A 25,177-nucleotide genomic window follows, 5' to 3' on the forward strand; every position below is an offset into this window, starting at 1 on the left:
CGGCCATGACGAGGCCGAAGGGTGCACGGGCAGGGCTCCAGCCCGTTCAGGCGGGGAGGGTCCCCGAGGCACTGCGGGCGCGGACGCGGTGAAGTGGGCGGGTGGGTGCGGACCTGCCCGCCCCGGGACGTCCGGACCAGGGGCGGGCAGGGGAGTGGGCGGGGGCTCAGCGCCGCTTCGGGTCGACCAGCCCCGCTCGCCGCAGCGCGTCGGCCATCGCGTCGTTGGCCGGCGGCGGAGCCGACGGGCCCCGGCCGCCGCCACGCCCCTGCCGCTGCTGCGGGGCGCGCGCGCCGCCGCGCCGCTCGCCCTGTCGGCCACCGCCCTGGCTCGGCGCCGGACGGCCACCGCCGGAGCGGCCCTCGCCGGAGCGGCCCTCGCCGCCGCGCCGCTCACGGCCGCCGCCCGCGCCCGGCTCGTCGTCCAGCCGCAGGGTGAGCGAGATGCGCTTGCGCGCCGCGTCCACCTCCATGACCTTGACCTTCACGATGTCGCCCGGCTTGACCACCTCGCGCGGGTCCTTCACGAAGTTCCGCGACATCGCCGACACGTGCACCAGGCCGTCCTGGTGGACACCGACGTCCACGAAGGCGCCGAACGCGGCCACATTGGTGACCACGCCCTCCAGCACCATGCCGGCCTCCAGATCGGAGAGCTTCTCCACGCCGTCCCGGAACGTGGCAGTCCGGAAGGCGGGACGCGGGTCGCGGCCCGGCTTCTCCAGCTCCCGCAGGATGTCCGTCACCGTCGGCAGACCGAACTTCTCGTCCACGAACTCCTGGGCGTTCAGCGACCGCAGCGTCGCCGCCGACCCGATCAGCACGTCGGCGCCGCCCGCCGCCTTCGCCATCCGCCGCACCACCGGGTACGCCTCCGGGTGCACCGCCGAGGCGTCCAGCGGATCGTCCCCGCCCCGGATGCGCAGGAAGCCCGCGCACTGCTCGTACGCCTTCGGGCCCAGCCGGGAGACGTCCTTGAGCGCCTTGCGGGAGGTGAACGGGCCGTTGCCGTCCCGGTGCGCCACGATGTTCTCGGCGAGGCCCGAGCCGATCCCCGAGACCCGGGCCAGCAGGGGCGCCGAGGCCGTGTTGACGTCCACCCCGACGCCGTTGACACAGTCCTCGACGACCGCGTCCAGCGACCGGGAGAGCTTCACCTCGGAGAGGTCGTGCTGGTACTGGCCGACCCCGATCGACTTCGGGTCGATCTTCACCAGCTCGGCCAGCGGGTCCTGGAGCCGCCGGGCGATCGAGACCGCGCCGCGCAGCGACACGTCCAGCTCCGGCAGCTCCTGCGAGGCGAACTCCGAGGCCGAGTAGACCGAGGCGCCCGCCTCGGAGACCATCACCTTGGTCAGCTTCAGCTCCGGGTGGGCCGCGATCAGCTCCCCGGCCAGCTTGTCCGTCTCCCGCGAGGCGGTGCCGTTGCCGATGGCGACCAGCTCGACCTGGTGCGCCTCGGCGAGCGCGGCCAGCTTCGCCAGGGCCCCGTCCCACTGGTTGCGCGGCACGTGCGGGTAGATGGTGTCGGTCGCCACCACCTTGCCGGTGGCGTCCACCACGGCCACCTTCACTCCGGTCCTGAACCCCGGGTCCAGGCCCAGCGTGGCCCGGGTCCCGGCGGGCGCGGCGAGCAGCAGGTCCCGCAGGTTGGCCGCGAAGACCCGCACCGCCTCGTCCTCGGCGGCCGTGCGCAGCCGGCTGCGCACGTCGATGCCGAGATGCACCGTGATCCGCGTCCGCCAGGCCCAGCGGGCCGTGTCCAGCAGCCACTTGTCCCCGGGACGACCCCGGTCGGCGATCCCGAACCGGGCCGCCACCTCCACTTCGTACGAGGAGGGCGCCGCCGGGTCGGCCTGCGGCTCCTCCGGCTCCAGCGCCAGCTCCAGGACGCCCTCCTTCTCGCCGCGCAGCATCGCCAGCACGCGGTGCGAGGGGAGTTCGGTGAACGGCTCGGCGAAGTCGAAGTAGTCGGAGAACTTCGCCCCCGCCTCCTCCTGCCCCTCGCGGACCTTGGCCGCCAGCCGGCCGCGCCCCCACATCCGCTCGCGCAGGGTGCCGATGAGGTCCGCGTCCTCCGAGAACCGCTCGGCCAGGATCGCCCGGGCGCCGTCCAGCGCGGCCTGTGCGTCGGCCACCCCCTTCTCCGGATCGGCGAACGGGGCCGCCGCCGCCAGCGGTTCCGCCGAAGGGTCGCCCAACAGGCCGTCCGCCAGGGGCTCCAGCCCCGCCTCCCTGGCGATCTGCGCCTTGGTGCGCCGCTTCGGCTTGAACGGAAGGTAGACGTCCTCCAGCCGTGCCTTGGTCTCGGCCGCCTCGATCGCCGCCCGCAGCTCATCGGTCAGCTTGCCCTGCTCGGCGACCGATTCGAGGACGGCGGCGCGCCGCTCCTCCAGTTCCCGCAGGTAGCGCAGCCGCTCTTCGAGGGTGCGCAGCTGGGCGTCGTCCAGCATCTCGGTCGCTTCCTTGCGGTAGCGCGCGATGAACGGCACCGTGGCGCCGCCGTCCAGAAGCTCGACGGCTGCCCTCACCTGCCGCTCCCGCACGCCGAGCTGCTCGGCGATCCTGCTCTCGATGGACCCGGTGCTGGGTGTGGTCACGATCTCCGTACCGCCTTCTCACTGAGGGTGCGCCGCAATTGTGGCAGCCCCGCCCGCCGGGCCCGCACACCCGTCCACCCGGCCGTGTCACCCCCGAGGCTCCGTACGCGGGGCCGACGCGGTGCGCCGGGCGGGGTCAGCCGCGCCCCAGCATGCCGTCCGGGAACGCCCCGGCCGCGAAGATCCGCCCGAGCAGGTCCTTGGCCAGCTCGGTCAGCCGCCGGGTGCCCTCGGCGCCCAGGTGCTCGTACGGCCCGGCGTCCAACCGGTCGGTGCGCTCCTCCAGTTCGGCCCGCAGTGCCGAGCCCTGCCCGGTGAGGGAGCCCTCCCGGTCGAGGATGCCGCGCGCGACCAGCCGCGCGCTCGCCGCGTCCCAGTCCTCCCGCGTCCAGCCGCGCGTGGCCAGCACCCACTTGGGCGCCATGCCGAAGCCGGTCGCGGTGTGGCTGACCAGCGCCTCCAGCGGGTCGAGTTCCGCGTCGAGCAGCGCGGCCAGGTGCCCGTCGCCCCGGTGCTCGCGGAGCAGGGTGGCGGCGTGCCAGTAGGCGAGGTGCGGCTCGGCGGGGACCGGCAGGTCGGCGTGGGCGGCGTAGAGCGGGCGGCCGGGTCGGGTGCACCCCTCGGCGGCGCGGAGGGCGAGTTCGGCGGCCTCGGCCAGGCCGGGCGCGGCGAGCGCCTCCTCGCCGAGCAGCCGCCGCAGGGTGCGGTCGGCCGCGCGCAGTCGGGCGTCGAGGACCTGCGCGGGGGTGGCCACTTCCCAGACGGCGGGCAGGTGGCGGGCGACCAGGTCGTGGCGGAAGTTGTAGAAGGCGGCGGTCACCGCGCCGGGGCCCACGGCGCCGAGCGCGGCCGACCGGAAGGCGAAGTAGGCGGCGTCGGCGTCGGTGACGCCGATCGCGGCCAGCTCCTCGCGCAGCTCGGGGGAGAAGTAGACGGCGGAGTGGAACGGGTTGACCGCGTGGTGGCAGCGGCGTCCGGCGCGGGCGGGAGGAGTGCTCATGAGGCAGACGTTACCGACCGGTCGGTTTGGGAGGAAGAGGGCGACACCGCCCGTCGGCGCCGGGGCCGGGTCTACTCCCGCGCCGCCGCCGGGGTCCAGGTGAAGCGGGGCGTACGGCGCTCCAGGAAGGCGGCGACCCCCTCGGCCGCGTCGGTGCTGCGCCGGGCCTCGTCCTCCCAGTGGGCGATCCGGTCCGTACGGCCCGCCGCGAACTCCTTGGCCGCCGCCTGGGTCAGCGGCGAACGGGCGGCCAGGACCGAGGTGAACTCCGCCACCCGCGCGCCCAGTCCACCGGCCGGGAGTACCTCGTCCACCAGGCCGCACCGCAGTGCCCGGCCGGTGTCGATCAGCTCGCCCGAGAAGAGCAGGTACTTGGCGGTGGCGGGCCCGGTCAGGGTGGCCAGCCGCGCGGTGGACGAGGCGGCGTAGACGATGCCCAGCTTGGCCGGGGTCACCGCGAACCGGCTGCCCTCCTCGGCGAAGCGCAGGTCGCAGGCAGCCGCCAGCTGGACGCCGCCGCCCACGCAGTACCCGCGCACCGCCGCCAGCGTCGGCCGGGGGAAGGCGGCAAGTGCCTCCTCCGCCAGCACCGCGAGCCGCTGCGGCGCGTCGCCGCCCTCGGCGGCCGAGGCGCCCAGGGAGGAGATGTCCGCCCCGGCGCAGAAGGTCTCCCCGGCCCCGGTCAGCACCAGGGCCCGCACCGACGGATCGGCCGCGAGCCGGTCGAGGAGCGGAGGCAGCGCCCGCCACATCGCCGCGGTCATGGCGTTGCGCTTGGCCGGGTGGTCGATGACGACCGTGGCGACGCCCCCGGCGAGGGTGTGAGTCAGCTGCGGCTCCATGGCCCGGATGTTATCCGCGCCGGGCGCGGCCCCCGCGTGCGGCCTGGGCTCGGAGACGGAGGACCGCCCGGATGCGAGGAGGCGCCCCGTATGGCCCGGCACGAGAACGGGGTTCCCGGTCCTGGCCGCCGCGAGCGGCGCGAGCCGGCCGGGGCTTCGGCCGGCTCGCCTTCCTCGGCGGGGTGCTGGTGGTGGCCGGAGCCGTCGGTCTGGTCCATGTCGGCGTCGCCATCCTCACGTCGACTGCTCTTCGAGGGGGCTGTCGCTGATCTCCACCGGACCGGGCGGGCGCGGTGTCGTCTCCGACCTGGCGGACCGCGCTGAGCGGGGCCGGAGCGACGCGGCGTAGGAAGACCGGTCGAATCGGCACACGAAACGCCGTCGGTCGGTCACATCCGCTCGATGTGCAGCATTTTGCGGTCAGGTACCGGGCCCGGAGTCGGGCGTTCCCAACACTCGGACTGTGGAAGCCACCGAGACCCAGGACGCCGGACAGACCGAGGACGGGGACCGGAACATGGATGACGGCGCACGAGGCGGACCGTCGAGACCCCTTTCGAGACCCGCCGCACCACCCGCCGCGGCCGTGCCTCCGGGGCGGCTGCCGTACGAGGGCGTCTGGCGCTTCACCGCCGACGCCGAGGACGCCGCGGTGCCCCGCGCCCGGCACGCCGTACGGGACCTGCTGCGCCGCCAGGACGTTCCCGCACCCCCGGACCTGGTGCAGGGGCTGCTGCTCATCGTCTCCGAACTGGTCACCAACGTCGTACGGCACGCGGCCCTGCTGTCGCCCACCGTCGGCGTCGAGGTGGCCGTCGGTGCCGCCTGGGTGCGGGTCGCGGTCGAGGACAGCCACCCGTACCGCCCGACCGCGCTCGTCGCCGACCACGGGCGGACCGGCGGCCGGGGCCTGCTCCTGGTGCGGGAGATCACCGCGGAGGCGGGCGGCGTCTGCGACGTCGAGCACACCGCGACCGGCGGGAAGATCATCTGGGCGGCGCTGCCGCTGGCCCCGGGAGTGGGCGGCCCACCGGTGCTCCCGGCCCCCGGGGCCTGAGTCTCACCAGCCGGCGGCTTCCCCGGTCAGCTCGCGGATCGCCGGGCGCGCCGCGTCCAGGACGGTCATGAACCAGGCCGAGAAGGGCCCGGCCTGGTGCCGCTCGGCCAGTTCGTCCGGGGTGACGAAGACGGTGTCGCCGACCTCCTCCGGGTCGGGCCGCAGCGGATCGCGGACCAGCCCGACGAAGAGGTGGTTGTACTCCTGCTCCACCAGGCCCGAGGCGGGGTCCGGGTGGTTGTAGCGGACCGTGCCGGCCTCGCCCAGCAGCGCGGGGGAGACCCCCAGCTCCTCGAAGGTGCGCCGGGCGGCGGCGGCGAACGGTGCCTCGCCCGGGTAGGGGTGGCCGCAGCAGGTGTTGGACCAGACGCCGGGGGAGTGGTACTTGCCCAGGGCTCGCTGCTGGAGCAGCAGCCGGCCTCGCCCGTCGAAGAGGAAGACGGAGAAGGCCCGGTGCAGACGGCCGGGCGCCTGGTGGGCGGAGAGCTTCTCCGCCGTGCCGATGGTGTTGCCGTCCTCGTCGACCAGTTCGAGCAGAATGACGGCCTCCGGGGAGTCGTCCGACGAGCGGCTCACCGCGGTGGCAGGTGTGATCGGCATACCCATCCTTCGCTTCGGTCCTGAACGACCAGTCTGCCGCACAAATCCGGCACGCTGGGCACCTGCCGTGCCCAGCGTGCCCGGAACGGACGCCACCCGTCCGCTCCGCGGTGGCGGGCACGCGGTCCGTACCCCCCGGTCAGGAGCGGGGGCGGGGCGGCCCGGAAGGCTGTATCCCCGGCCGGACCGCTTCCCCTGGGCCGTGGGGGAGCGGCGGATGGCTCCGGCGCACCCAGGGCCCGAGCAGGCGCCCCGGCCTCCCGCCGGGAGACCTGTGACGATCCTGTGACATCCCCGGCCGGGCGGAGGCGGCTCAGTGGCAGAGTCCCGCCTCGTGCGGCGCGTGGCCCGAGGGCTCCAGCTGGAAGGTGCAGTGCTCCACGTCGAAGTGGCCGCCCAGGCATTCCTGGAGCTCGTGCAGCAGCTTCTCGTGGGCGGCGGCGTCCAACTGGTCCGCCTCGACGACCACGTGCGCGGAGAGGACCGGCATGCCCGAGGTGATGGTCCAGGCGTGCAGGTCGTGCACACCGACCACGCCCGGCAGCTCCTCCATGTGGCGCCGCACCGCCGCCATGTCGACGCCCTTGGGCGCCGCCTCCAGCAGGATGTCGAGCGTCTCCCGCAGCAGCCGCAGGGTGCGCGGCACGATCATCGCGCCGATCAGCAGTGAGGCGACCGGGTCGGCCGCGTGCCAGCCGGTGGCCATGATGACCAGGGCGGCAAGGATGACGGCCACCGAGCCCAGCGCGTCGGCGGCCACCTCCAGGAAGGCGCCGCGCACGTTGAGGCTCTCCCGCTGGCCGCGCATCAGCAAGGAGAGCGAGACCAGGTTGGCCAGCAGCCCCACCGCGCCGAAGGCCAGCGCCAGCGGTCCCGAGGTCGTGGCGGGGGCGAAGAAGAACCGCTCCACCGCCTCGTAGACGACGTAGCCGCCGACGCCGAGCAGCAGCAGGCAGTTGGCGAGGGCGGCCAGTATCTCCGCGCGGGCGAAGCCGAAGGTGCGCTTCTCGCTCGGCGGGCGGTTGGCGAAGTGGATGGCGAGCAGCGCCATGCCGAGCCCCAGCGCGTCGGTCGCCATGTGGGCGGCGTCGGCGATCAGCGCCAGCGAGTCCGCCAGCAGGCCGCCGGCGATCTCCGCCACCATCACGAAGAGGGTGATGCCCAGCGCGATCCGCAGCCTGCCCCGGTGGGCCGCCGCGGCCGTGCCGGTGGTGGGACCGTGTGTGTGCCCGTGATCGTGCCCAGCCCCCATGAGACATGTCCTTAAGCCTCGTCGGTGTCTTGTCGATGGCCTCGGCCGACCACAGTGAACTACGGGTGGGGGGTATCCGGCAACACGGCGCTGAATACCGTTGTCGTTCCCCTTGACCTGCGGAAACGAGGTGCAGGTCAGCGCCTCGGAAGCCTCTTGGGGCCCCTGGGTGGCCCGTTCGGGGCGCCCGTTCCGCCGCCTGGCGGAATCGTGCCTTCCGGACGGTGTGCGGAGAGAACGGGCGAACGCCACCGAAGCGGGGCCATGCGCCGCGACCAGCGACGGAAGGCGGGAGGCGGTTTGTCGGCCGGGCAGTTGATCGACCATGATGGCGGCGGCCCCGCGCCGCGCCCCCCGCTTCGGGGAAGCCGCGTGCGCCCGGTCGCACCCGCCCTGCGCGCCCCCGCCCGGGATGCGAACAGGTACCGAACGGGCGGTGAACGCGGGCTCCCCGCCGTCCGATAGCCTCACCGACGTGCCGCCAGGCCGTTGTTCCAGGCACCCGAGCTGTCCGGAGCGGACCGCACCGGCACCCAAGGAGTGAGTTCGTCTGTCGACCGCCATCGTCACCGGTCAGCCGGTCCCCGGGTCGCCGATCGAGGGCGAACTGCGGACGCTGGGCTTCGACGTGCGGACCGCGTCCGACGCCGCCGAGGCAGCCGCCCTGCTCCGTACCCTGCCCCTCACGGGCCGCGTCGCCCTGGTCGACGCCGGCTTCGTCGGCCACCAGCACGCCCTGCGCCTGGGCCTGACCGATCCCCGCTTCCCGGCCGGCGCCGTCCCCGGCGCCGTCGCCGTGCAGGACGCCTCCCGCACCGCGCTCACCCGCGCCCTGGAGGCCGAGGCCGCCGCGCCCGGCGGCGCCGACACCGCGCCGCGCACCGGCACCGGGCTGCCCGACCGGCTGGCCGGCGCCCTTCAGGCCGAGGGCGTCGCCGTCCACCGGCCCGAGCTCGGCACCCTGGTCGCCCGCGTGCCGCTCGCCCCGCAGGAGCGCAGCGAGGCCCGACAGGCCGTCGCCGCCGTCGACGACGAGGCGATCCGGCTGCGCACCGCAGTCAAGTCCCGCGACGGCTTCTTCACGACGTACTGCATCAGCCCGTACTCGCGCTACCTCGCCCGCTGGTGCGCCCGGCGCGGCCTCACCCCCAACCAGGTGACCACTGCCTCGCTGCTCACCGCGCTGATCGCGGCCGGCTGCGCGGCCACCGGCACCCGGGGCGGTTTCGTCGCGGCCGGGCTGCTGCTCCTCCTCTCCTTCGTGCTGGACTGCACCGACGGCCAGCTCGCCCGCTACTCCCTCCAGTACTCCACCCTCGGTGCGTGGCTCGACGCCACCTTCGACCGGGCCAAGGAGTACGCGTACTACGCCGGGCTCGCCCTCGGCGCGGCGCGCGGCGGGGACGACGTGTGGGCGCTGGCGCTCGGCGCGATGGTGCTCCAGACCTGCCGGCACGTCGTGGACTTCTCCTTCAACGAGGCCAACCACGACGCCGAGGCCAACACCAGCCCCACCGCCGCCCTCTCCGGCCGCCTCGACAGCGTCGGCTGGACCGTCTGGCTGCGCCGCATGATCGTGCTGCCCATCGGGGAGCGCTGGGCGCTGATCGCGGTCCTCACCGCCGTCACCACGCCCCGGATCACCTTCGCCGTCCTGCTCATCGGCTGCGCGCTGGCCGCCTGCTACACCACCGCCGGCCGCCTGCTGCGCTCGCTGACCCGCAAGGCCCGGCGCACCGACCGGGCCGCCCAGGCCCTCGCCGACCTCGCCGACAGCGGCCCGCTCGCCGAAGCGCTCGCCCCGCGCCTGCGCTCCTTCGCCAAGCTCCCCGCACCGGCCGCGGCGGCCCTCGGCGGCGTGATCCTCGTCGCGGTGACCGCCCTCACCCCGGCCGGTTCGGTGGGCCCGCTGCTCGGCGCCGTCGCCTACGTGCTCTGCTCCTCGCTCGCCGTCTCCCGGCCACTCACCGGAGCCCTGGACTGGCTGGTGCCGCCCTTCTTCCGGGCCGCCGAGTACGGCGTGATCCTGCTGCTGGCGGCCCGCGCCGACGACTCCGGGGCCCTTCCGGCGGCCTTCGGGCTGGTCGCGGCGGTCGCCTACCATCACTACGACACGGTCTACCGCATCCGCGGCGGCAGCGGCGCGCCGCCCCGCGCTCTGGTCCGTGCAACCGGCGGGCACGAGGGCCGCGTCCTCCTCGTGACGGCCGCCGCGTTGCTGGCCCCCTCAGGTTTCACCGTCGCGCTCACGGTCCTCGCCGTGGTCGTGGCACTCGTGGTGCTCGCCGAGAGCATCCGCTTCTGGGTCTCCGCAGGAGCACCCGCCGTACACGATGAAGGAGAACCCGCATGATCGGCCTTGTGCTGGCGGCCGGCGCCGGACGGCGCCTGCGTCCCTACACCGACACCCTGCCCAAGGCCCTGGTGCCGGTGGGGCCCGAGGGGGACGAGGAGAGCCTGACCGTCCTCGACCTCACCCTCGGCAACTTCGCCGAGATCGGTCTGGAGGAGGTCGGCGTCATCGTCGGCTACCGCAAGGAGGCCGTCTACGAGCGCAAGGCCGCGCTGGAGGCCAAGTACGGCCTGAAGATCACGCTGATCGACAACGACAAGGCCGAGGAGTGGAACAACGCCTACTCCCTGTGGTGCGGCCGGGACGCCCTCAAGGGCGGCGTGATCCTCGCCAACGGGGACACCGTCCACCCGGTCTCCGTCGAGAGGACGCTGCTCGCCGCGCGCGGTGAGGGCCGGAAGATCATCCTCGCCCTCGACACGGTGAAGAACCTCGCCGACGAGGAGATGAAGGTCGTCGTCGACCCCGACAAGGGCGTCCAGCGCATCACCAAGCTGATGGACCCGGCCGAGGCCACCGGCGAGTACATCGGCGTCACCCTCATCGAGGGCGAGGCGGCCGAGGAGCTGGCCGACGCGCTGCGCACCACCTTCGAGCGCGACCCGCAGCTGTACTACGAGGACGGCTACCAGGAGCTCGTCAACCGCGGCTTCAAGATCGACGTGGCGCCCATCGGCGAGGTCACCTGGGTCGAGATCGACAACCACGACGACCTCGCCAAGGGCAGGGAGATCGCGTGCCGGTACTGACGCGCCTGATCCCCTCGCCCCTCGTCGTCGACATCCGGCGCGGTGCGCTCCACGATCTCGCCTCGGTCCTCGCCGACCAGCGGATCTCCTCCTCCGGCAAGCTCGCGATAGCGATCAGCGGAGGCTCGGGCGCCCGGCTCCGGGAGCGGCTCTCCCCGGCTCTGCCCGGGGCGAGCTGGTACGAGGTCGGCGGTGGCACCCTCGACGACGCGGTCAAGCTGGCCGACGCCATGAAGTCGGGCCGCTACGACGCCGTCGTGGGCCTCGGCGGAGGCAAGATCATCGACTGCGCCAAGTTCGCCGCGGCCCGGATCGGCCTGCCGTTGGTCGCCGTCGCGACCAACCTGTCGCACGACGGCCTCTGCTCGCCGGTCGCCACCCTCGACAACGACGCGGGCCGGGGATCGTACGGGGTACCCAACCCCATCGGCGTCGTCATCGACCTGGACGTCATCCGTGAGGCCCCGGCGCGGTTCGTGCGCTCGGGTATCGGGGACGCCCTGTCGAACATCTCCGCCGTCGCGGACTGGGAGCTGTCGGCCCAGGTCCGCGGCGAGGACATCGACGGCCTGGCGGCCGCCATGGCCCGCCAGGCCGGCGAGGCGGTGCTCCGCCACCCGGGGGACGTCGGCGAGGACGGCTTCCTCCAGGTCCTGGCCGAAGGGCTGGTGCTCACCGGCATCTCCATGTCGGTGGCGGGCGACAGCCGCCCCGCCTCCGGCGCCTGCCACGAGATCAACCACGCCTTCGACCTGCTCTTCCCCAAGCGCGCCGCCAGTCACGGCGAGCAGTGCGGGATGGGGGCGGCCTTCGCGATGCACCTGCGCGGTGCCCTCGCGGAGTCGGCGCAGATGGCCGAGGTCCTCAGGCGGCACGGACTGCCCGTGGTGCCGGCGGACATCGGCTTCACCGTGGACGAGTTCGTCCAGGTCGTGGAGTTCGCTCCGCAGACCCGGCCGGGCCGGTACACGATCCTGGAGCACCTCAACCTCTCCACCGACCAGATCAAGGACGCTTACGCCGACTATGCCAAGGCCATCGGTAGCTGAACTCCGCCCGGTCGTGCACCCCGCCGGGGTGAAGGACCGACGCAGCGGTGAGCACTGGGCGGGACGCCTGTACATGCGGGAGATCTCGCTGCGGGTCGACCGGTACGTGGTGCCCACCCGCATCACGCCCAACCAGCTGACCTACCTGATGACGGTCTTCGGCGTGCTGGCCTGCCCGGCGCTGCTGGTGCCGGGCATCTGGGGCGCCGTCCTCGGCGCCCTGATGGTCCAGCTGTACCTGCTGCTGGACTGCGTGGACGGCGAGGTCGCCCGCTGGAAGAAGCAGTTCTCCCTCGGCGGTGTCTACCTGGACCGCGTCGGCGCCTACCTGTGCGACGCCGCGGTCCTGGTCGGCCTCGGCCTGCGCGGCGCCGACCTGTGGGGCAGCGGCCGGATCGACTGGCTCTGGGCCTTCCTCGGCACCCTGGCGGCGCTCGGCGCGATCCTGATCAAGGCCGAGACGGACCTGGTCGGCGTCGCCCGGCACCAGGGCGGGCTGCCGCCGGTCAAGGAGGCGGCCTCCGAGCCGCGCTCCTCGAAGGTGGCGTTCGCCCGCAAGGCCGCGGCCGCGCTCAAGTTCCACCGCCTGGTCCTCGGCATCGAGGCGTCGCTGCTGATCATCGTCCTGGCGGTGGCCGACCAGATCCGGGGCGACCTCTTCTTCACCCGCCTGGGCATCGCGGTCCTGGCCGGCATCGCCCTGTTGCAGACCCTGCTGCACCTGGTGTCCATCCTCGTCTCCAGCAGGCTGAGGTGACCGCCGTGGACAGCTCCTCCCCGACGGTCGGCGCCGTCATCATCACCATGGGCAACCGGCCCGAGGAACTGCGCGCGCTCATCGACTCGGTCGCCGAGCAGGACGGCGACCCGGTCCAGATCGCCGTGGTCGGCAACGGCTCGCCGGTGCCGGAGGTCCCCGAGGGCGTCCGCACCACCGAGCTGCCCGAGAACCTCGGCATCCCCGGCGGGCGGAACGTCGGCATCGAGATGTTCGGCCCCGCCGGACGCGACGTCGACATCCTGCTCTTCCTGGACGACGACGGGCTGCTCGCCCACACCGACACCGTCGAGCTGTGCCGGGAGGCGTTCACCGCCGACCCGGAGCTGGGCATCGTCTCCTTCCGCATCGCCGACCCCGACACGGGGGAGACCCAGCGGCGCCACGTCCCCCGGCTCCGCGCCTCGGACCCGATGCGTTCCTCGCGGGTGACGACCTTCCTCGGCGGCGCCAACGCGGTCCGCACCCGCGTCTTCGCCGACGCGGGCCTGCTGCCCGCCGACTTCTTCTACGCCCACGAGGAGACCGACCTCGCCTGGCGCGCACTGAACGCCGGCTGGCAGATCGACTACCGCTCCGACATGGTGCTGTACCACCCGACGACGGCCCCCTCCCGGCACGCGGTCTACCACCGCATGGTGGCCCGCAACCGGGTCTGGCTGGCCCGCCGCAACCTGCCCCTCCCGCTGGTCCCGGTCTACCTCGGGGTCTGGCTGCTGCTGACCCTGCTGCGCCGGCCCTCGGGGCCCGCGCTGAAGGCGTGGTTCGGCGGGTTCAAGGAGGGCTGGACCTCCTCCGCGGGGCCCCGGCGGCCCATGAGGTGGCGCACCGTGTGGCGGCTCACCCGGCTGGGCCGACCTCCCGTCATCTGACAAGCTCGGGTCTGAGACCATTCGGCCCGTACCGGTCCCCGACCGCGGACCGCCCCGTGCCGCCCGGTGCTGCCAGGGGGTCCGCCGGTGTATCCCGAAGACGAAAGTTTCCCCTTGTGAGTGAGACAACGCAGGACGGTGGTGTCGCGGTGAGTGCTGCTCCGCCCTCCCCCGACGACGGGCTCTCCCCGGCCCAGCTCGCGGAGAAGTACGGCCTGTCGGTCAGCGGGGCACGGCCCGGCCTGCTCGCCTACGTCAAGCAGCTCTGGGGCCGCCGCCACTTCATCGTCGCCTTCTCGCAGGCCAAGCTCACCGCCCAGTACAGCCAGGCGAAGCTCGGCCAGCTGTGGCAGGTGGTGACACCGCTGCTGAACGCGGCGGTCTACTTCTTCATCTTCGGCCTGCTGCTGGGCGCCAGGCGGGGCATCCCGGAGCACGTGTACGTGCCCTTCCTGGTGACCGGCGTCTTCGTCTTCACCTTCACGCAGAGCTCGGTCATGTCGGGGGTGCGCTCCATCTCGGGCAACCTCGGCCTGGTCCGCGCCCTGCACTTCCCCCGGGCCTCGCTGCCGATCTCCTTCTCCCTCCAGCAGCTCCAGCAGCTGCTCTTCTCGATGATCGTGCTCTTCGCGATCGTCATGGGCTTCGGTTCGTACCCCACCTGGTCGTGGCTGCTGGTCCTGCCGGCGCTGACGCTCCAGTTCGTCTTCAACACCGGTCTCGCGCTGATCTTCGCCCGCCTGGGCAGCAGGACCCCCGACCTCGCCCAGCTCATGCCGTTCGTCATGCGTACCTGGATGTACGCCTCCGGCGTGATGTTCTCGATCCCGGCGATGCTGGCCGACAAGAACCTGCCGCTGTGGCTGACGGACCTCCTCCAGTGGAACCCCGCCGCCATCTACATGGACCTGGTCCGCTTCGCCCTGATCGACGACTACACCGCCGCGTACCTGCCCGAGCACGTCTGGGCCATCGCGCTGGGCTGGGCGCTGGTCGCGGGCGTCGCCGGATTCGTCTACTTCTGGAAGTCGGAGGAGCGCTATGGCCGAGGCTGACGTGGACCAGGGCGCCCGGGGCGGCGCCCGCACCCCCACGGTGATCGCGGACGACCTGCACATCGTCTACCGGGTCAACGGCACCAAGGGCGGCAAGGGCAGCGCCACCGCCGCGCTCAGCCGCATCCTCAAGCGCGGTGAGGAGCGCGGCGTGCGCAAGGTGCACGCCGTGCGGGGCGTCAGCTTCACCGCCTACCGGGGCGAGGCGATCGGGCTGATCGGCTCCAACGGCTCGGGCAAGTCGACGTTGCTCAAGGCGGTCGCCGGCCTGCTCCCCGCGGAGAGCGGCAAGGTCTACACCGACGGCCAGCCCTCGCTGCTCGGCGTCAACGCCGCCCTGATGAACGACCTGACCGGCGAGCGGAACGTGATGCTCGGCGGCCTCGCGATGGGCATGACCCGTGAGCAGATCAGGGAGCGCTACCAGGGCATCGTCGATTTCTCCGGCATCAACGAGAAGGGCGATTTCATCACCCTGCCGATGCGCACCTACTCCTCGGGCATGGCGGCCCGGCTGCGGTTCTCCATCGCCGCCGCCAAGGACCACGACGTCCTCATGATCGACGAGGCGCTGGCCACCGGCGACAAGAAGTTCCAGAAGCGCTCCGAGGCGCGCATCAGGGAACTGCGCAAGGAGGCCGGCACGGTCTTCCTGGTCAGCCACAACAACAAGTCCATCCGGGACACCTGCGACCGGGTGATCTGGCTGGAACACGGTGAGCTGCGGATGGACGGCCCGACGGCCGACGTCCTCAAGGAGTACGACAAGTTCACCGGCAAGTAGCGGAGCCCGCTCGCGGCCTGCACCAGGGCCCCGGCCCGCCCCCTGCGTCGGGGCGGGCCGGGGCCCTGCGTACGGACACACCGGTTCCGGGCCGCGGGAACTCGGCGGACGGACCGGGAGTTGGCCTGTCGGGGGGCGCGCTGTGACCTGTCGAACACCCCGGCGCACCACGGGCGCGCATGCCGCGTAAGCTGTACCGGTGCTGATTCGCGCCAGTTGCGGCGATATGGCACAGGTGTCCCGAGTCGAACAGGTGACGATCACCGCCATGGCGGACGGCGTGTCCGAAAAGGGATGTTTTGGGTCGGCAGTGTAGAACGGGAGATGTGACGGCAATGGCTACGGGTGATCTCCGGCTCCACGCGGCTTGTGCCGTTCTGGCGCGGAGCAGTCGACGATGACCGCACCGGGCACGGCGCGGCACGGCGCCCCGGCACGCGCCACCCTCGACAAGGCCGCCGCGGAGAACTTCCCCGTGGCCCCCTTCTTCGTCCCCCGCGCCTGGCGCCGCGGCCTGATGGCCGTCTACGGCTATGCCCGCCTCGTCGACGACATCGGCGACGGCGACCTGGCCCCCGGCGGCGCCGACGCCCGTCTGCTCGGCGTCGAGGGGAGCGCGGCCGACGACCGCCTCACCCTGCTGGACGCCCTGGAGGCCGACCTCGCCCGGGTCTTCGCCACCACAGGACCCGGCCCCGCCCACCCGCTGGTCGCCGCCCTGCGCCCGGTGGTCCGCGAGCACGGCCTCACCCCCGAACCGTTCCACGCCCTGATCCAGGCCAACCGCCAGGACCAGCTGGTCACGCGGTACGAGACCTGGGACGACCTGGCCGCGTACTGCGAGCTCTCCGCCAACCCGGTCGGCCACCTCGTCCTCGGTCTCACCGGCACCCTGAGCCCCGAGCGGGTCCGCCGCTCGGACGCCGTCTGCACCGGCCTGCAGATCGTCGAACACCTCCAGGACGTCGCCGAGGACCTCGGCCGCGACCGGATCTACCTGCCCGCCGAGGACCTGAAACGCTTCCGCGTCCAGGAGACCGACCTCGCCGCCCCCACCGCCTCCGCCTCCCTGCGCGCCCTGATCGCCTACGAGGCGTCACGCGCCGGGGAGCTGCTGGCCGAGGGCGGCCCCCTGATCACGAGCGTGCACGGCCGGCTGCGGCTGCTGCTCGCCGGGTTCGTCGGCGGCGGCCGCGCCGCCCTGGCCGCGGTCACGGACGCCGGGTACGACGTCCTGCCCGGCCCGCCGAGGCCCACCAAGCCCAGGCTCCTGCGCGAGGTGGGAGCGGCCCTGCGAGGAGAGAGGTGAGCCCGACCGTGGAGGACAGCATCTCCCTGCCCGCACCGGTCCTCGCCGCGTACAGCTACTGCGAGACCGTCACCGGGTCCGAGGCCCGCAACTTCGCGTACGGCATCCGGCTGCTGCCGCTCGCCGAGCGCCGCGCGATGTCCGCGCTCTACGCGTTCTCGCGGCGGGTGGACGACATCGGCGACGGCACGCTGGCGCCCGCGGTCAAGGCCGACCGGCTCGGCGCCACCCGTGACATCCTCGACCGCATCCGCGACGGCAAGGTCGACGAGGACGACACCGACCCCGTCGCCGTAGCCCTCGCCGACGCCGCCCGCCGCTTCCCCATCCCGCTCGGCGGCCTGGACGAGCTGATCGACGGCGTCCTCATGGACGTCAAGGGCGTCACCTACGAGACCTGGGACGACCTCAAGCTGTACTGCCGCTGCGTCGCCGGAGCCATCGGCCGGCTCTCGCTCGGCATCTTCGGCACCGCACCCGGCGCCCCGCAGGCCGACAAGGCCGCCGAGTACGCCGACACCCTCGGCCTCGCCCTCCAGCTCACCAACATCCTCCGCGACGTCCGCGAGGACGCCGGCAACGGCCGGACCTACCTGCCCGCCGACGACCTCGCCGAGTTCGGCTGCTCCGAGGGCTTCGACGGGCCCCGCCCGCCCGCCGGGTCGGACTTCCCCGGACTGGTCCACTTCGAGGTCCGCCGGGCCCGCGCCCTGTTCGCCGAGGGGTACCGGCTGCTGCCGATGCTCGACCGCCGCAGCGGTGCCTGCGTCGCCGCCATGGCCGGGATCTACCGGCGCCTGCTCGACCGGATCGAGCGCGACCCGCTGGCCGTCCTGCGCGGCCGGGTCTCGCTCCCCGGCCACGAGAAGGCGTACGTGGCCGTGCGCGGCCTCTCCGGGTTCGACGCCCGGCAGATCGGCCGACAGGCCGGACGGAGGCGCTCATGAGCACCGCCGCCGCCCAGGAGGCCGTCGTCGTCGGCGGCGGCCTCGCCGGCACCGCCGCCGCCCTCGCCCTCGCCGACGCCGGGCTGCGCGTCACCCTCCTCGAAGGCCGCCCCCGCCTCGGTGGGCTCGCCTTCTCCTTCCAGCGCGGCGACCTCACCGTCGACAACGGCCAGCACGTCTACCTGCGCTGCTGCACCGCCTACCGCTGGCTCCTGGGCCGGGTCGACGCCGCCGCACTCGCCCCCGTCCAGGACCGCCTCGACGTTCCCGTCCTCGACGCCGGCCGCGGGCGCCTGGGCCGGCTGCGGCGCAACGCCCTGCCCGTCCCCCTCCACCTCGGCCCGAGCCTCGCCCGCTACCCGCACCTGAGCCTCGCCGAGAAGGCCGCCGTCGGCCGCGCCGCGCTCGCCCTGCGCCGCCTCGACCCCGCCGACCCCGCCCTCGACCGGCAGGACTTCGGCAGCTGGCTGCGGCGCCACGGACAGAGCCCGCGCGCCGTCGCCGCGCTCTGGGACCTCGTCGGCGTCGCCACCCTGAACGCCACCGCCGACGACGCCTCCCTCGCCCTGGCCGCCAAGGTCTTCCGCACCGGACTGCTCTCCGACCCCGGCGCCGCCGACATCGGCTGGGCCCACGTCCCACTCGGCGAACTGCACCACACCCGCACCCTCACCACCCTCGACAAGGCCGGTGTCCGCACCGTGCTGCGCTCCCGGGTGCGCGCCGTCGTCCCGGGCGGCGACGCGAACGCCCGCTGGCGGGTGGAGACCGGCGACGAGACCCTCACCGCGGACACCGTCGTCCTCGCCGTCCCCCCGGCCGAGACCCACGCCCTGCTTCCCGGCGGCGCCCTCGACGACCCGGGCAGGCTCACCCGGATCGGTACCGCCCCCATCATCAACATCCACGTCCTCTACGACCGCAAGGTCGTCCGGCGCCCCTTCTTCACCGCCCTCGACGGGCCCGTGCAGTGGGTGTTCGACCGCACCGCGGCCTCCGGGCTCGACCGCGGCCAGTACCTCGCGCTCTCCCAGTCGACCGCCCAGGCCGAGATCGACACCCCGGTCGCCGACCTGCGCGCCCGCTACCTGCCGGAACTGGAGCGGCTGCTGCCCGCCGCCCGCACCGCGCGCGTCCAGGACTTCTTCGTCACCCGCGAACGCACCGCCACGTTCGCTCCCAGTCCCGGTGTGGGCGCCCTGCGGCCCGGCCCGACGACCCGCCTGTCCGGACTGCACCTCGCCGGGGCGTGGACCGCCACCGGCTGGCCCGCCACCATGGAGGGCGCCGTACGCAGCGGACTGAACGCCGCCTCGGACGCCCTCGGCGCGCTCGGCCGGCCCCGGCCCGCCCCGGTCTTCGAGGAGGCCGCGTGAACCGGCCCCCTCGGGCCGACCCGCCGCGCCCCTGACCCTCAGCCCTTCCGTCCCGGAAACAAAGGAGCAACTGTGCCGACTGTGCCCACGGCCGACGCGGACCGTGACACCACGGACGTGGCCGCCCTGCTGGAGCGTGGCCGTACCCTCGCCATGCCCGTGCTGAAGGCCGCCATCGAGCGTCTCGCCCCGCCCATGGACACCGTCGCCGCCTACCACTTCGGCTGGATCGACGCGGCGGGCCGCCCCGCCGAGGGCGACGGCGGCAAGGCCGTCCGGCCCGCTCTCGCGCTGCTGTCCGCCGAGGCGGCCGGCGCGGCGCCCGAGGCCGGCGTCCCCGGCGCGGTCGCCGTGGAGTTGGTCCACAACTTCTCGCTCCTGCACGACGACCTGATGGACGGCGACGAGCAGCGCCGCCACCGCGACACCGTGTGGAAGGTGCACGGCCCGGCCCAGGCCATCCTCGTCGGCGACGCGCTCTTCGCGCTCGCCAACGAGATCCTGCTGGAACTCGGCACGCTGGAGGCCGGGCGCGCCGCCCGCCGCCTGACCACCGCCAGCCGCGCCCTCATCGACGGCCAGGCCCAGGACATCTCCTACGAGCACCGCGAGCGCGTCAGCGTCGAGGAGTGCCTGGAGATGGAGGGCAACAAGACCGGCGCCCTGCTCGCCTGCGCCGTCTCCATCGGTGCGGTCCTCGGCGGTGCCGACGACCGCACCGCCGACGCCCTGGAGCGGTACGGCTACCACCTCGGCCTCGCCTTCCAGGCCGTCGACGACCTCCTCGGCATCTGGGGCGACCCGGAATCCACCGGCAAGCAGACCTGGAGCGACCTGAGGCAGCGCAAGAAGTCGCTGCCCGTCGTCGCCGCCCTCGCCGCCGAGGGGCCCGCCGCCGAGCGCCTCGGCTCGCTGCTCGCCGCCGACGCCAAGGCCAACGACTTCGAGAACTTCTCGGAGGACGAGTTCGCCGCCCGCGCCGCCCTGATCGAGGAGGCCGGCGGCCGCGCCTGGACCGAGGCCGAGGCCCGCCGCCAGCACGCGGTCGCCATCGAGGCCCTCTCCGGCGTCGATATGCCCGGCCACGTACGCGAGCAGCTCACCGCCCTCGCCGACTTCGTCGTCGTACGGAAGAGATGATCACCATCGCCAGGACACCCGTGACGCGCGACGCCCGCCCGGCCTCGCGCGCCCTTCCCCTGCCTCCGGTCACCGGCAGCACCCCCGCCACCCGTCGCATATGACGCGCTGTCGGCGGCCCGCGCCCTGAGACGGCGCGGGCCGCCGGCGGCACACCCCGAGCACACGCAGACCGACCACTGCACCAAGGGGACGCCATGACAGCGACGACCAACGGACCGGCCGGGACCGCGCCCTCCCGCCCCACCACCGCGACCATCACCGAACCCGCCGCCCCGGACGCGGGCGCCGTGGAGGCCGCCGCGGAACGGGCCAGGGCCCGCGCCGCCGACCACCTCCTCGGGCTCCAGAACCCCGAGGGCTGGTGGAAGGGGGACCTCGACACCAACGTCACGATGGATGCCGAGGACCTGCTGCTCCGCCAGTTCCTCGGCATCCGCGACGAGGCCACCACCCGCGCCGCCGCCCTCTTCATCCGCGGCGAACAGCGGGAGGACGGCACCTGGGCCACCTTCTACGGCGGCCCGCCCGACCTCTCCACCACCGTCGAGGCCTACGTCGCACTGCGGCTCGCCGGGGACAGCCCCGACGCCCCGCACATGACACGCGCCGCCCACTGGGTCCGCTCCCAGGGCGGCATCGCCGAGGCCCGCGTCTTCACCCGGATCTGGCTCGCCCTCTTCGGCTGGTGGCCCTGGGACCGGCTGCCGGAGGTGCCGCCCGAGGTGCTCTTCCTGCCGCCGTGGGTCCCGCTGAACATCTACGACTTCGGCTGCTGGGCCCGGCAGACCATCGTGCCGCTCACCATCGTGTCCGCCAAGCGCCCGGTCCGCCCGGCCCCGTTCCCGCTGGACGAACTGCACGCCGACCCGGCGAACCCGGCGCCCCGTCCCCGCCTCTCCCCCCTGGCCAGTTGGAACGGCGCCTTCCAGCGGCTGGACCGGGCGCTGCGCGCCTACCGCAAGGTCGCCCCCCGCACTCTGCGCAAGGCCGCCATGGCCGCGGCCGGACGGTGGATCGTCGAGCGGCAGGAGAACGACGGCAGCTGGGGCGGCATCCAGCCGCCGGCCGTCTACTCGATGATCGCCCTGCACCTGCTCGGCTACGACCTCGGCCACCCCGTCATGCGGGCCGGCCTGGAGTCCCTGGACCGCTTCACGCTCACCCGCGAGGACGGCTCCCGGATGGTCGAGGCGTGCCAGTCACCCGTCTGGGACACCTGCCTCGCCACCATCGCCCTCGCCGACGCCGGCGTCCCCGCCGACCACCCGCAGCTGGTCCGCGCCGCCGACTGGATGCTCGACGAGCAGATCGAGAGGCCCGGCGACTGGTCGGTGCGCCGCCCGCACCTGGCCCCCGGCGGCTGGGCCTTCGAGTTCCACAACGACAACTACCCGGACATCGACGACACCGCCGAGGTGGTGCTCGCCCTGCGCCGGGTCCGCCACCCCGACACCGCGCGGCTGGAGCGCGCCATCTCGCTGGGCGTGCGCTGGAACCTCGGTATGCAGTCGAAGAACGGCGCCTGGGGTGCCTTCGACGTCGACAACACCAGCTCGCTCCCCAACCGGCTGCCCTTCTGCGACTTCGGCGAGGTCGTCGACCCGCCCTCGGCCGACGTCACCGCCCACGTCGTGGAGATGCTGGCCGCCGAGGGACTCGCCGCCGACCCGCGCACCCGCCGCGCCGTCGACTGGCTCCTCGCCGAGCAGGAACCGAGCGGCGCCTGGTTCGGCCGCTGGGGCGTCAACTACCTCTACGGCACCGGCTCGGCCGTCCCCGCCCTGGTCGACGCCGGGCTGCCCGCCACCCACCCGGCGATCCGCCGCGCCGTGGCCTGGCTGGAGTCGGTGCAGAACGACGACGGCGGCTGGGGCGAGGACCTGCGCTCCTACCGCGAGCAGGGCCGGATGGCCCGCGGCGCCTCCACTGCCTCCCAGACCGGCTGGGCCCTGATGGCGCTCCTCGCGGCGGGGGAGCGGGAGAGCAGGGTCGCCCGGCGCGGGGTCACCTTCCTCGCCGACACCCAGCGCGAGGACGGCAGCTGGGACGAGCCCTACTACACCGGCACCGGGTTCCCCTGGGACTTCTCCATCAACTACCACCTGTACCGGCAGGTCTTCCCCCTGACGGCACTGGGCCGGTACACCCGCGGAGCAGCACCCGAGGGTGCCTGATGACGCAGCCCGCCGCCGGGCCCCCGCAGGGCCCGGCGGCCGACCCCGCGCCCCTGGTCATCGCCTGCGCCCTCACCATCGAACGGCTCGCCCTGCGCACCGGCATCCGTGCCCCCGCCGACACCCCGACCCGGGTACTCCGCACCGGCATGGGGCCCGAGGCGGCCGGACGGGCCGTCGCCGAGGTGCTGCGCGACCCCGCGCTGGCCCGGGCCGGGGTGGTCGCCACCGGGTTCTGTGCGGGCCTCGGCGCGGGCATGCACCCCGGTGACCTGGTCGTCGCCGACGAGGTCCGCGACCCGCGCGGTGTCACCCGTTGCGCCGAGGCCGGCGTACTGGCCGCCGCCGTGGCCCGCGCGGTCCCCGGACGTACCGTCCACACCGGCCCGCTCACCGGCTGCGACCATGTGGTGCGCGGTCCTGAGCGGGCCCGGCTCCGGTCGCAGGGGGCCGTCGCCGTCGACATGGAGTCCGCCGCCACCCTGTACGCCGCCCGGCGCGCCGGACCGCGCCCGGTTGCGGCCGTCCGGGTGGTCGTGGACGCTCCAGAGCACGAGCTGGTCCGGATCGGAACGGTACGCGGTGGAATATCGGCTTTCCGTGTACTCCGTGCCGTGATCCCCGCTTTCTACGAATGGCACCGTTCCTCGCTGCTCCCCCGGAGGTGAGCCAGATGGCCATGCCGCTCCGCCAGACCATCAAGGTGGCGACGTATCTCGCCGAACAGAAGCTGCGCAGGCGGGAGAAGTTCCCGCTGATCGTCGAATTGGAGCCCCTGTTCGCCTGCAACCTCGCCTGTGAGGGGTGCGGAAAGATCCAGCACCCCGCCGGAGTGCTCAAGCAGCGCATGCCGGTGGCCCAGGCCGTCGGCGCGGTCCTGGAGTCAGGGGCCCCGATGGTGTCCATCGCCGGCGGTGAGCCCCTGATGCACCCGCAGATCGACGAGATCGTGAACCAGCTCGTCGCCAAACGCAAGTACGTCTTCCTCTGCACCAACGCCATGCTGATGCGTAAGAAGATGGACAAGTTCACCCCCTCCCCGTACTTCGCGTTCGCCGTGCACATCGACGGGCTGCGCGAGCGGCACGACGAGTCCGTGGCGAAGGAGGGCGTCTTCGACGAGGCCGTGGCGGCGATCAAGGAGGCCAAGCGCCGCGGCTTCCGCGTCACCACCAACTCGACCTTCTTCAACACCGACACCCCGCAGACCATCATCGAGGTGCTCGACTACCTCAACGACGACCTCCAGGTCGACGAGATGATGCTCTCGCCCGCCTACGCCTACGAGAAGGCGCCCGACCAGGAGCACTTCCTCGGCGTCGAGCAGACCCGCGAGCTGTTCCGCAAGGCGTTCGCGGACGGCAACCGCCGCCGCTGGCGGCTCAACCACTCCCCGCTCTTCCTGGACTTCCTGGAGGGCAAGGCGGACTTCGCCTGCACCGCCTGGGCCATCCCCAACTACTCCCTCTTCGGCTGGCAGCGGCCCTGCTACCTGATGAGCGACGGGTACGTCCCCACGTACCGCCAGCTCATCGAGGAGACCGACTGGGACAAGTACGGCCGGGGCAAGGACCCCCGCTGCGCCAACTGCATGGCGCACTGCGGCTACGAACCGACGGCCGTCCTCGCGACCATGGGCTCCCTCAAGGAGTCGCTGCGCGCCGCCCGCGACACCGTCACCAGCAACCGCGCCTGACGCCCGCCGGGGCCGGGCGGCACCCGCCGCCCGGCCCCGCGCGCGTCCACCGAGAGGGGGACCCACCCATGACCACCGTCGACGGCGGCGCACCGGCGACCGGCGCCGAGTCCGTGCCCGGCTTCGACCTGCGGCGGCTCCTCGCCGAGCGTGGCGGCGAGCGGTACGCGCTGCACGCCCGCCACCTCAACCCGCAGCTGCCCCGCATGCTCCGCACCCTGGGCTTCGACAAGGTCTACGAGCGGGCCGAGGGCGCCCACTTCTGGGACGCCGAGGGCAACGACCACCTCGACATGCTCGCCGGGTTCGGCGTGATGGGCCTGGGCCGCCACCACCCGGTGGTCCGCCAGGCTCTGCACGACGTCCTCGACCTCTCCCTGGCCGACCTCACCCGCTTCGACTGCCCGCCCCTGCCCGGCCTGCTCGCCGAGCGACTCCTCGCGCACACCCCGCACCTGCACCGGGCCTTCTTCTGCAGCAGCGGCACCGAGGCCGTGGAGACCGCGCTGAAGTTCGCCCGCCGCGCCACCGGCCGGCCGCGCGTCCTGCACTGCGCGCACTCCTTCCACGGTCTGACCACCGGGGCCCTCTCGGTCAACGGGGAGCGCTCCTTCCGCGACGGTTTCGGGCCGCTGCTCCCCGACACCGCCGTCCCCCTCGGCGACCTCGACGCGCTCCGCCGCGAGCTGCGGGCCGGCGACGTGGCCGCCCTGATCGTCGAGCCCATCCAGGGCAAGGGCGTGCACGCCGCCCCGCCCGGCTACCTGCGCGCGGCCCAGGAGCTCCTCCACCGGCACAAGGCGCTGCTCATCGCCGACGAGGTGCAGACCGGCCTCGGCCGCACCGGCGACTTCCACGCGCACCAGCACGAGCCGGGGGTCGAACCCGACCTGGTCTGCCTGGCGAAGGCGCTGTCCGGCGGGTACGTGCCGGTGGGCGCCACGCTCGGCACCGACGAGGTGTTCGCCAAGGTGTACTCCTCGATGGACCGCGTCCTCGTCCACTCGGCGAGCTTCGGCGCCAACGCCCAGGCGATGGCCGCCGGGCTGGCCGTCCTCGCCGTCATGGAGCGCGAGGGCACGGTGGCCCACGTCCGGCGGGTGGGGGAGCGGCTGCGCTCGCGCCTCGCCGCCCTCGTCCCGCGCTACGAGCTCCTCCACGAGGTGCGCGGGCGCGGGCTGATGATCGGCATCGAGTTCGGGCGGCCCGAGTCGCTGCGGCTGCGCAGCCGGTGGGCGATGCTCCAGGCGGCCCGCAAGGGGCTCTTCGCGCAGATGGTGGTGGCTCCGCTGCTGCACCGGCACCGCATCCTGACCCAGGTCTCCGGCGACCACCTCGAGGTCATCAAGCTGATCCCGCCGCTGGTGGTGGACGAGGCCGACGTGGACCGCTTCGTCGACGCGTTCACGCAGGTCATGGACGAGGCGCACGAGGGCGGGCTGCTGTGGGAGTTCGGCCGGACCCTGGTCCGGCAGGCGGTGACCCACCGCTGATTTGCCTCTTAGGTAAGAAACTTGCCCCTGGGGCATGTTTCTGGCTCAA

21 protein-coding genes are annotated in these 25,177 nt (G+C 73.5%); 16 read left to right on the forward strand and 5 right to left on the reverse strand.

All coding sequences use genetic code 11. The annotated features are described in order from the left end of the window. Positions 1-166: 166 nt before the first annotated feature. The 3 genes from ACSLIC_RS23865 to ACSLIC_RS23875 form a co-directional block, all read right to left on the reverse strand. Positions 167-2,599, reverse strand: a complete 2,433-nt coding sequence (locus tag ACSLIC_RS23865) for a Tex family protein (RefSeq protein WP_436739753.1) — start codon at positions 2,597-2,599, stop codon at positions 167-169. A 136-nt stretch (positions 2,600-2,735) separates the two neighbouring features. After that, a complete protein-coding gene (locus ACSLIC_RS23870) occupies positions 2,736-3,599 on the reverse strand; it encodes an SCO6745 family protein (RefSeq protein ID WP_436739754.1) in 864 nt (287 codons plus the stop codon). A gap of 71 nt (positions 3,600-3,670) precedes the next feature. Continuing rightward, a complete protein-coding gene (locus ACSLIC_RS23875) occupies positions 3,671-4,441 on the reverse strand; it encodes an enoyl-CoA hydratase/isomerase family protein (RefSeq protein WP_436739755.1) in 771 nt (256 codons plus the stop codon). Between the two features lie 517 nt (positions 4,442-4,958). On the opposite strand from ACSLIC_RS23875, the gene ACSLIC_RS23880 reads away from it, so the two are divergent. Then, on the forward strand, positions 4,959-5,498 hold the full coding sequence (locus ACSLIC_RS23880) for an ATP-binding protein (protein WP_436740463.1): 540 nt from the start codon (positions 4,959-4,961) through the stop codon (positions 5,496-5,498). Positions 5,499-5,501: 3 nt separating this feature from the next. Here ACSLIC_RS23880 and idi read toward each other — a convergent pair whose 3' ends face one another. Both idi and ACSLIC_RS23890 read right to left on the reverse strand, forming a co-directional pair. Beyond that, the gene (idi, locus tag ACSLIC_RS23885; RefSeq protein ID WP_436739756.1) at positions 5,502-6,098 is read right to left on the reverse strand and encodes an isopentenyl-diphosphate Delta-isomerase; all 597 of its coding nucleotides are present in this window, start codon (positions 6,096-6,098) and stop codon (positions 5,502-5,504) included. A gap of 313 nt (positions 6,099-6,411) precedes the next feature. Continuing rightward, positions 6,412-7,350 (reverse strand): cation diffusion facilitator family transporter, encoded by a 939-nt coding sequence (locus ACSLIC_RS23890; protein WP_436739757.1) that lies wholly within the window; start codon positions 7,348-7,350, stop codon positions 6,412-6,414. Positions 7,351-7,900: 550 nt separating this feature from the next. On the opposite strand from ACSLIC_RS23890, the gene ACSLIC_RS23895 reads away from it, so the two are divergent. The 15 genes from ACSLIC_RS23895 (at position 7,901) to ACSLIC_RS23965 (ending at position 25,128) form a co-directional block, all read left to right on the forward strand. Next, positions 7,901-9,703: a DUF5941 domain-containing protein gene (locus ACSLIC_RS23895; protein WP_436740464.1), complete on the forward strand. Its 1,803-nt coding sequence runs from the start codon at positions 7,901-7,903 to the stop codon at positions 9,701-9,703. Next, the gene (locus ACSLIC_RS23900) at positions 9,700-10,452 is read left to right on the forward strand and encodes a sugar phosphate nucleotidyltransferase (RefSeq protein ID WP_436739758.1); all 753 of its coding nucleotides are present in this window, start codon (positions 9,700-9,702) and stop codon (positions 10,450-10,452) included. Before ACSLIC_RS23895 ends, ACSLIC_RS23900 begins: the two co-directional genes overlap by 4 nt. Then, positions 10,440-11,501 carry an iron-containing alcohol dehydrogenase family protein gene (locus tag ACSLIC_RS23905; protein ID WP_436739759.1) on the forward strand — a complete coding sequence of 354 codons (1,062 nt, stop codon included), beginning with the start codon at positions 10,440-10,442 and terminating at the stop codon, positions 11,499-11,501. The genes ACSLIC_RS23900 and ACSLIC_RS23905 overlap by 13 nt, the downstream gene beginning before the upstream one ends. Then, positions 11,479-12,258, forward strand: coding sequence for a CDP-alcohol phosphatidyltransferase family protein (locus ACSLIC_RS23910; RefSeq protein WP_436739760.1), 780 nt, complete (start codon positions 11,479-11,481; stop codon positions 12,256-12,258). The genes ACSLIC_RS23905 and ACSLIC_RS23910 overlap by 23 nt, the downstream gene beginning before the upstream one ends. 47 nt (positions 12,259-12,305) lie before the next feature. Next, positions 12,306-13,151, forward strand: coding sequence for a glycosyltransferase family 2 protein (locus ACSLIC_RS23915; RefSeq protein WP_436740465.1), 846 nt, complete (start codon positions 12,306-12,308; stop codon positions 13,149-13,151). Between the two features lie 116 nt (positions 13,152-13,267). Beyond that, positions 13,268-14,206: an ABC transporter permease gene (locus ACSLIC_RS23920; RefSeq protein ID WP_436739761.1), complete on the forward strand. Its 939-nt coding sequence runs from the start codon at positions 13,268-13,270 to the stop codon at positions 14,204-14,206. Then, on the forward strand, positions 14,193-14,990 hold the full coding sequence (locus ACSLIC_RS23925; RefSeq protein ID WP_436739762.1) for an ABC transporter ATP-binding protein: 798 nt from the start codon (positions 14,193-14,195) through the stop codon (positions 14,988-14,990). Before ACSLIC_RS23920 ends, ACSLIC_RS23925 begins: the two co-directional genes overlap by 14 nt. A gap of 397 nt (positions 14,991-15,387) precedes the next feature. Beyond that, a complete protein-coding gene (gene hpnC / locus ACSLIC_RS23930) occupies positions 15,388-16,299 on the forward strand; it encodes a squalene synthase HpnC (protein ID WP_436739763.1) in 912 nt (303 codons plus the stop codon). Further along, positions 16,296-17,246: a presqualene diphosphate synthase HpnD gene (gene hpnD, locus ACSLIC_RS23935; RefSeq protein ID WP_436739764.1), complete on the forward strand. Its 951-nt coding sequence runs from the start codon at positions 16,296-16,298 to the stop codon at positions 17,244-17,246. The genes hpnC and hpnD overlap by 4 nt, the downstream gene beginning before the upstream one ends. Further along, positions 17,243-18,622 carry a hydroxysqualene dehydroxylase HpnE gene (gene hpnE / locus ACSLIC_RS23940; RefSeq protein ID WP_436739765.1) on the forward strand — a complete coding sequence of 460 codons (1,380 nt, stop codon included), beginning with the start codon at positions 17,243-17,245 and terminating at the stop codon, positions 18,620-18,622. The genes hpnD and hpnE overlap by 4 nt, the downstream gene beginning before the upstream one ends. Before the next feature lie 81 nt (positions 18,623-18,703). Then, positions 18,704-19,762, forward strand: a complete 1,059-nt coding sequence (locus ACSLIC_RS23945) for a polyprenyl synthetase family protein (protein WP_436740466.1) — start codon at positions 18,704-18,706, stop codon at positions 19,760-19,762. A gap of 197 nt (positions 19,763-19,959) precedes the next feature. Beyond that, a complete protein-coding gene (shc, locus tag ACSLIC_RS23950) occupies positions 19,960-21,939 on the forward strand; it encodes a squalene--hopene cyclase (protein WP_436739766.1) in 1,980 nt (659 codons plus the stop codon). Continuing rightward, positions 21,939-22,607: a phosphorylase family protein gene (locus ACSLIC_RS23955; protein ID WP_436739767.1), complete on the forward strand. Its 669-nt coding sequence runs from the start codon at positions 21,939-21,941 to the stop codon at positions 22,605-22,607. Before shc ends, ACSLIC_RS23955 begins: the two co-directional genes overlap by 1 nt. A gap of 5 nt (positions 22,608-22,612) precedes the next feature. Then, positions 22,613-23,635, forward strand: a complete 1,023-nt coding sequence (hpnH, locus tag ACSLIC_RS23960; RefSeq protein WP_436739768.1) for an adenosyl-hopene transferase HpnH — start codon at positions 22,613-22,615, stop codon at positions 23,633-23,635. A gap of 68 nt (positions 23,636-23,703) precedes the next feature. Beyond that, entirely contained in the window at positions 23,704-25,128 is a 1,425-nt protein-coding gene (locus ACSLIC_RS23965; RefSeq protein ID WP_436739769.1) for an aspartate aminotransferase family protein, read from the forward strand. Positions 25,129-25,177: the final 49 nt, after the last annotated feature.

The sequence above is a fragment of the Streptomyces sp. BBFR102 genome (assembly GCF_051397025.1).
Lineage (GTDB): Bacteria > Actinomycetota > Actinomycetes > Streptomycetales > Streptomycetaceae > Streptomyces.

Excerpts from the sequence above, each read along its gene's own strand:
- idi (WP_436739756.1), bottom strand. The coding sequence starts at position 6,098 with ATGCCGATCACACCTGCCACCGCGGTGAGCCGCTCGTCGGACGACTCC.
- shc (WP_436739766.1), top strand. The coding sequence starts at position 19,960 with ATGACAGCGACGACCAACGGACCGGCCGGGACCGCGCCCTCCCGCCCC.
- ACSLIC_RS23925 (WP_436739762.1), top strand. The coding sequence starts at position 14,193 with ATGGCCGAGGCTGACGTGGACCAGGGCGCCCGGGGCGGCGCCCGCACC.
- ACSLIC_RS23910 (WP_436739760.1), top strand. The coding sequence starts at position 11,479 with ATGCCAAGGCCATCGGTAGCTGAACTCCGCCCGGTCGTGCACCCCGCC.
- ACSLIC_RS23900 (WP_436739758.1), top strand. The coding sequence starts at position 9,700 with ATGATCGGCCTTGTGCTGGCGGCCGGCGCCGGACGGCGCCTGCGTCCC.
- ACSLIC_RS23890 (WP_436739757.1), bottom strand. The coding sequence starts at position 7,350 with ATGGGGGCTGGGCACGATCACGGGCACACACACGGTCCCACCACCGGC.
- hpnH (WP_436739768.1), top strand. The coding sequence starts at position 22,613 with ATGGCCATGCCGCTCCGCCAGACCATCAAGGTGGCGACGTATCTCGCC.
- ACSLIC_RS23915 (WP_436740465.1), top strand. The coding sequence starts at position 12,306 with ATGGGCAACCGGCCCGAGGAACTGCGCGCGCTCATCGACTCGGTCGCC.
- ACSLIC_RS23955 (WP_436739767.1), top strand. The coding sequence starts at position 21,939 with ATGACGCAGCCCGCCGCCGGGCCCCCGCAGGGCCCGGCGGCCGACCCC.
- hpnC (WP_436739763.1), top strand. The coding sequence starts at position 15,388 with ATGACCGCACCGGGCACGGCGCGGCACGGCGCCCCGGCACGCGCCACC.
- hpnE (WP_436739765.1), top strand. The coding sequence starts at position 17,243 with ATGAGCACCGCCGCCGCCCAGGAGGCCGTCGTCGTCGGCGGCGGCCTC.
- ACSLIC_RS23965 (WP_436739769.1), top strand. The coding sequence starts at position 23,704 with ATGACCACCGTCGACGGCGGCGCACCGGCGACCGGCGCCGAGTCCGTG.
- ACSLIC_RS23875 (WP_436739755.1), bottom strand. The coding sequence starts at position 4,441 with ATGGAGCCGCAGCTGACTCACACCCTCGCCGGGGGCGTCGCCACGGTC.
- ACSLIC_RS23870 (WP_436739754.1), bottom strand. The coding sequence starts at position 3,599 with ATGAGCACTCCTCCCGCCCGCGCCGGACGCCGCTGCCACCACGCGGTC.
- ACSLIC_RS23880 (WP_436740463.1), top strand. The coding sequence starts at position 4,959 with ATGGATGACGGCGCACGAGGCGGACCGTCGAGACCCCTTTCGAGACCC.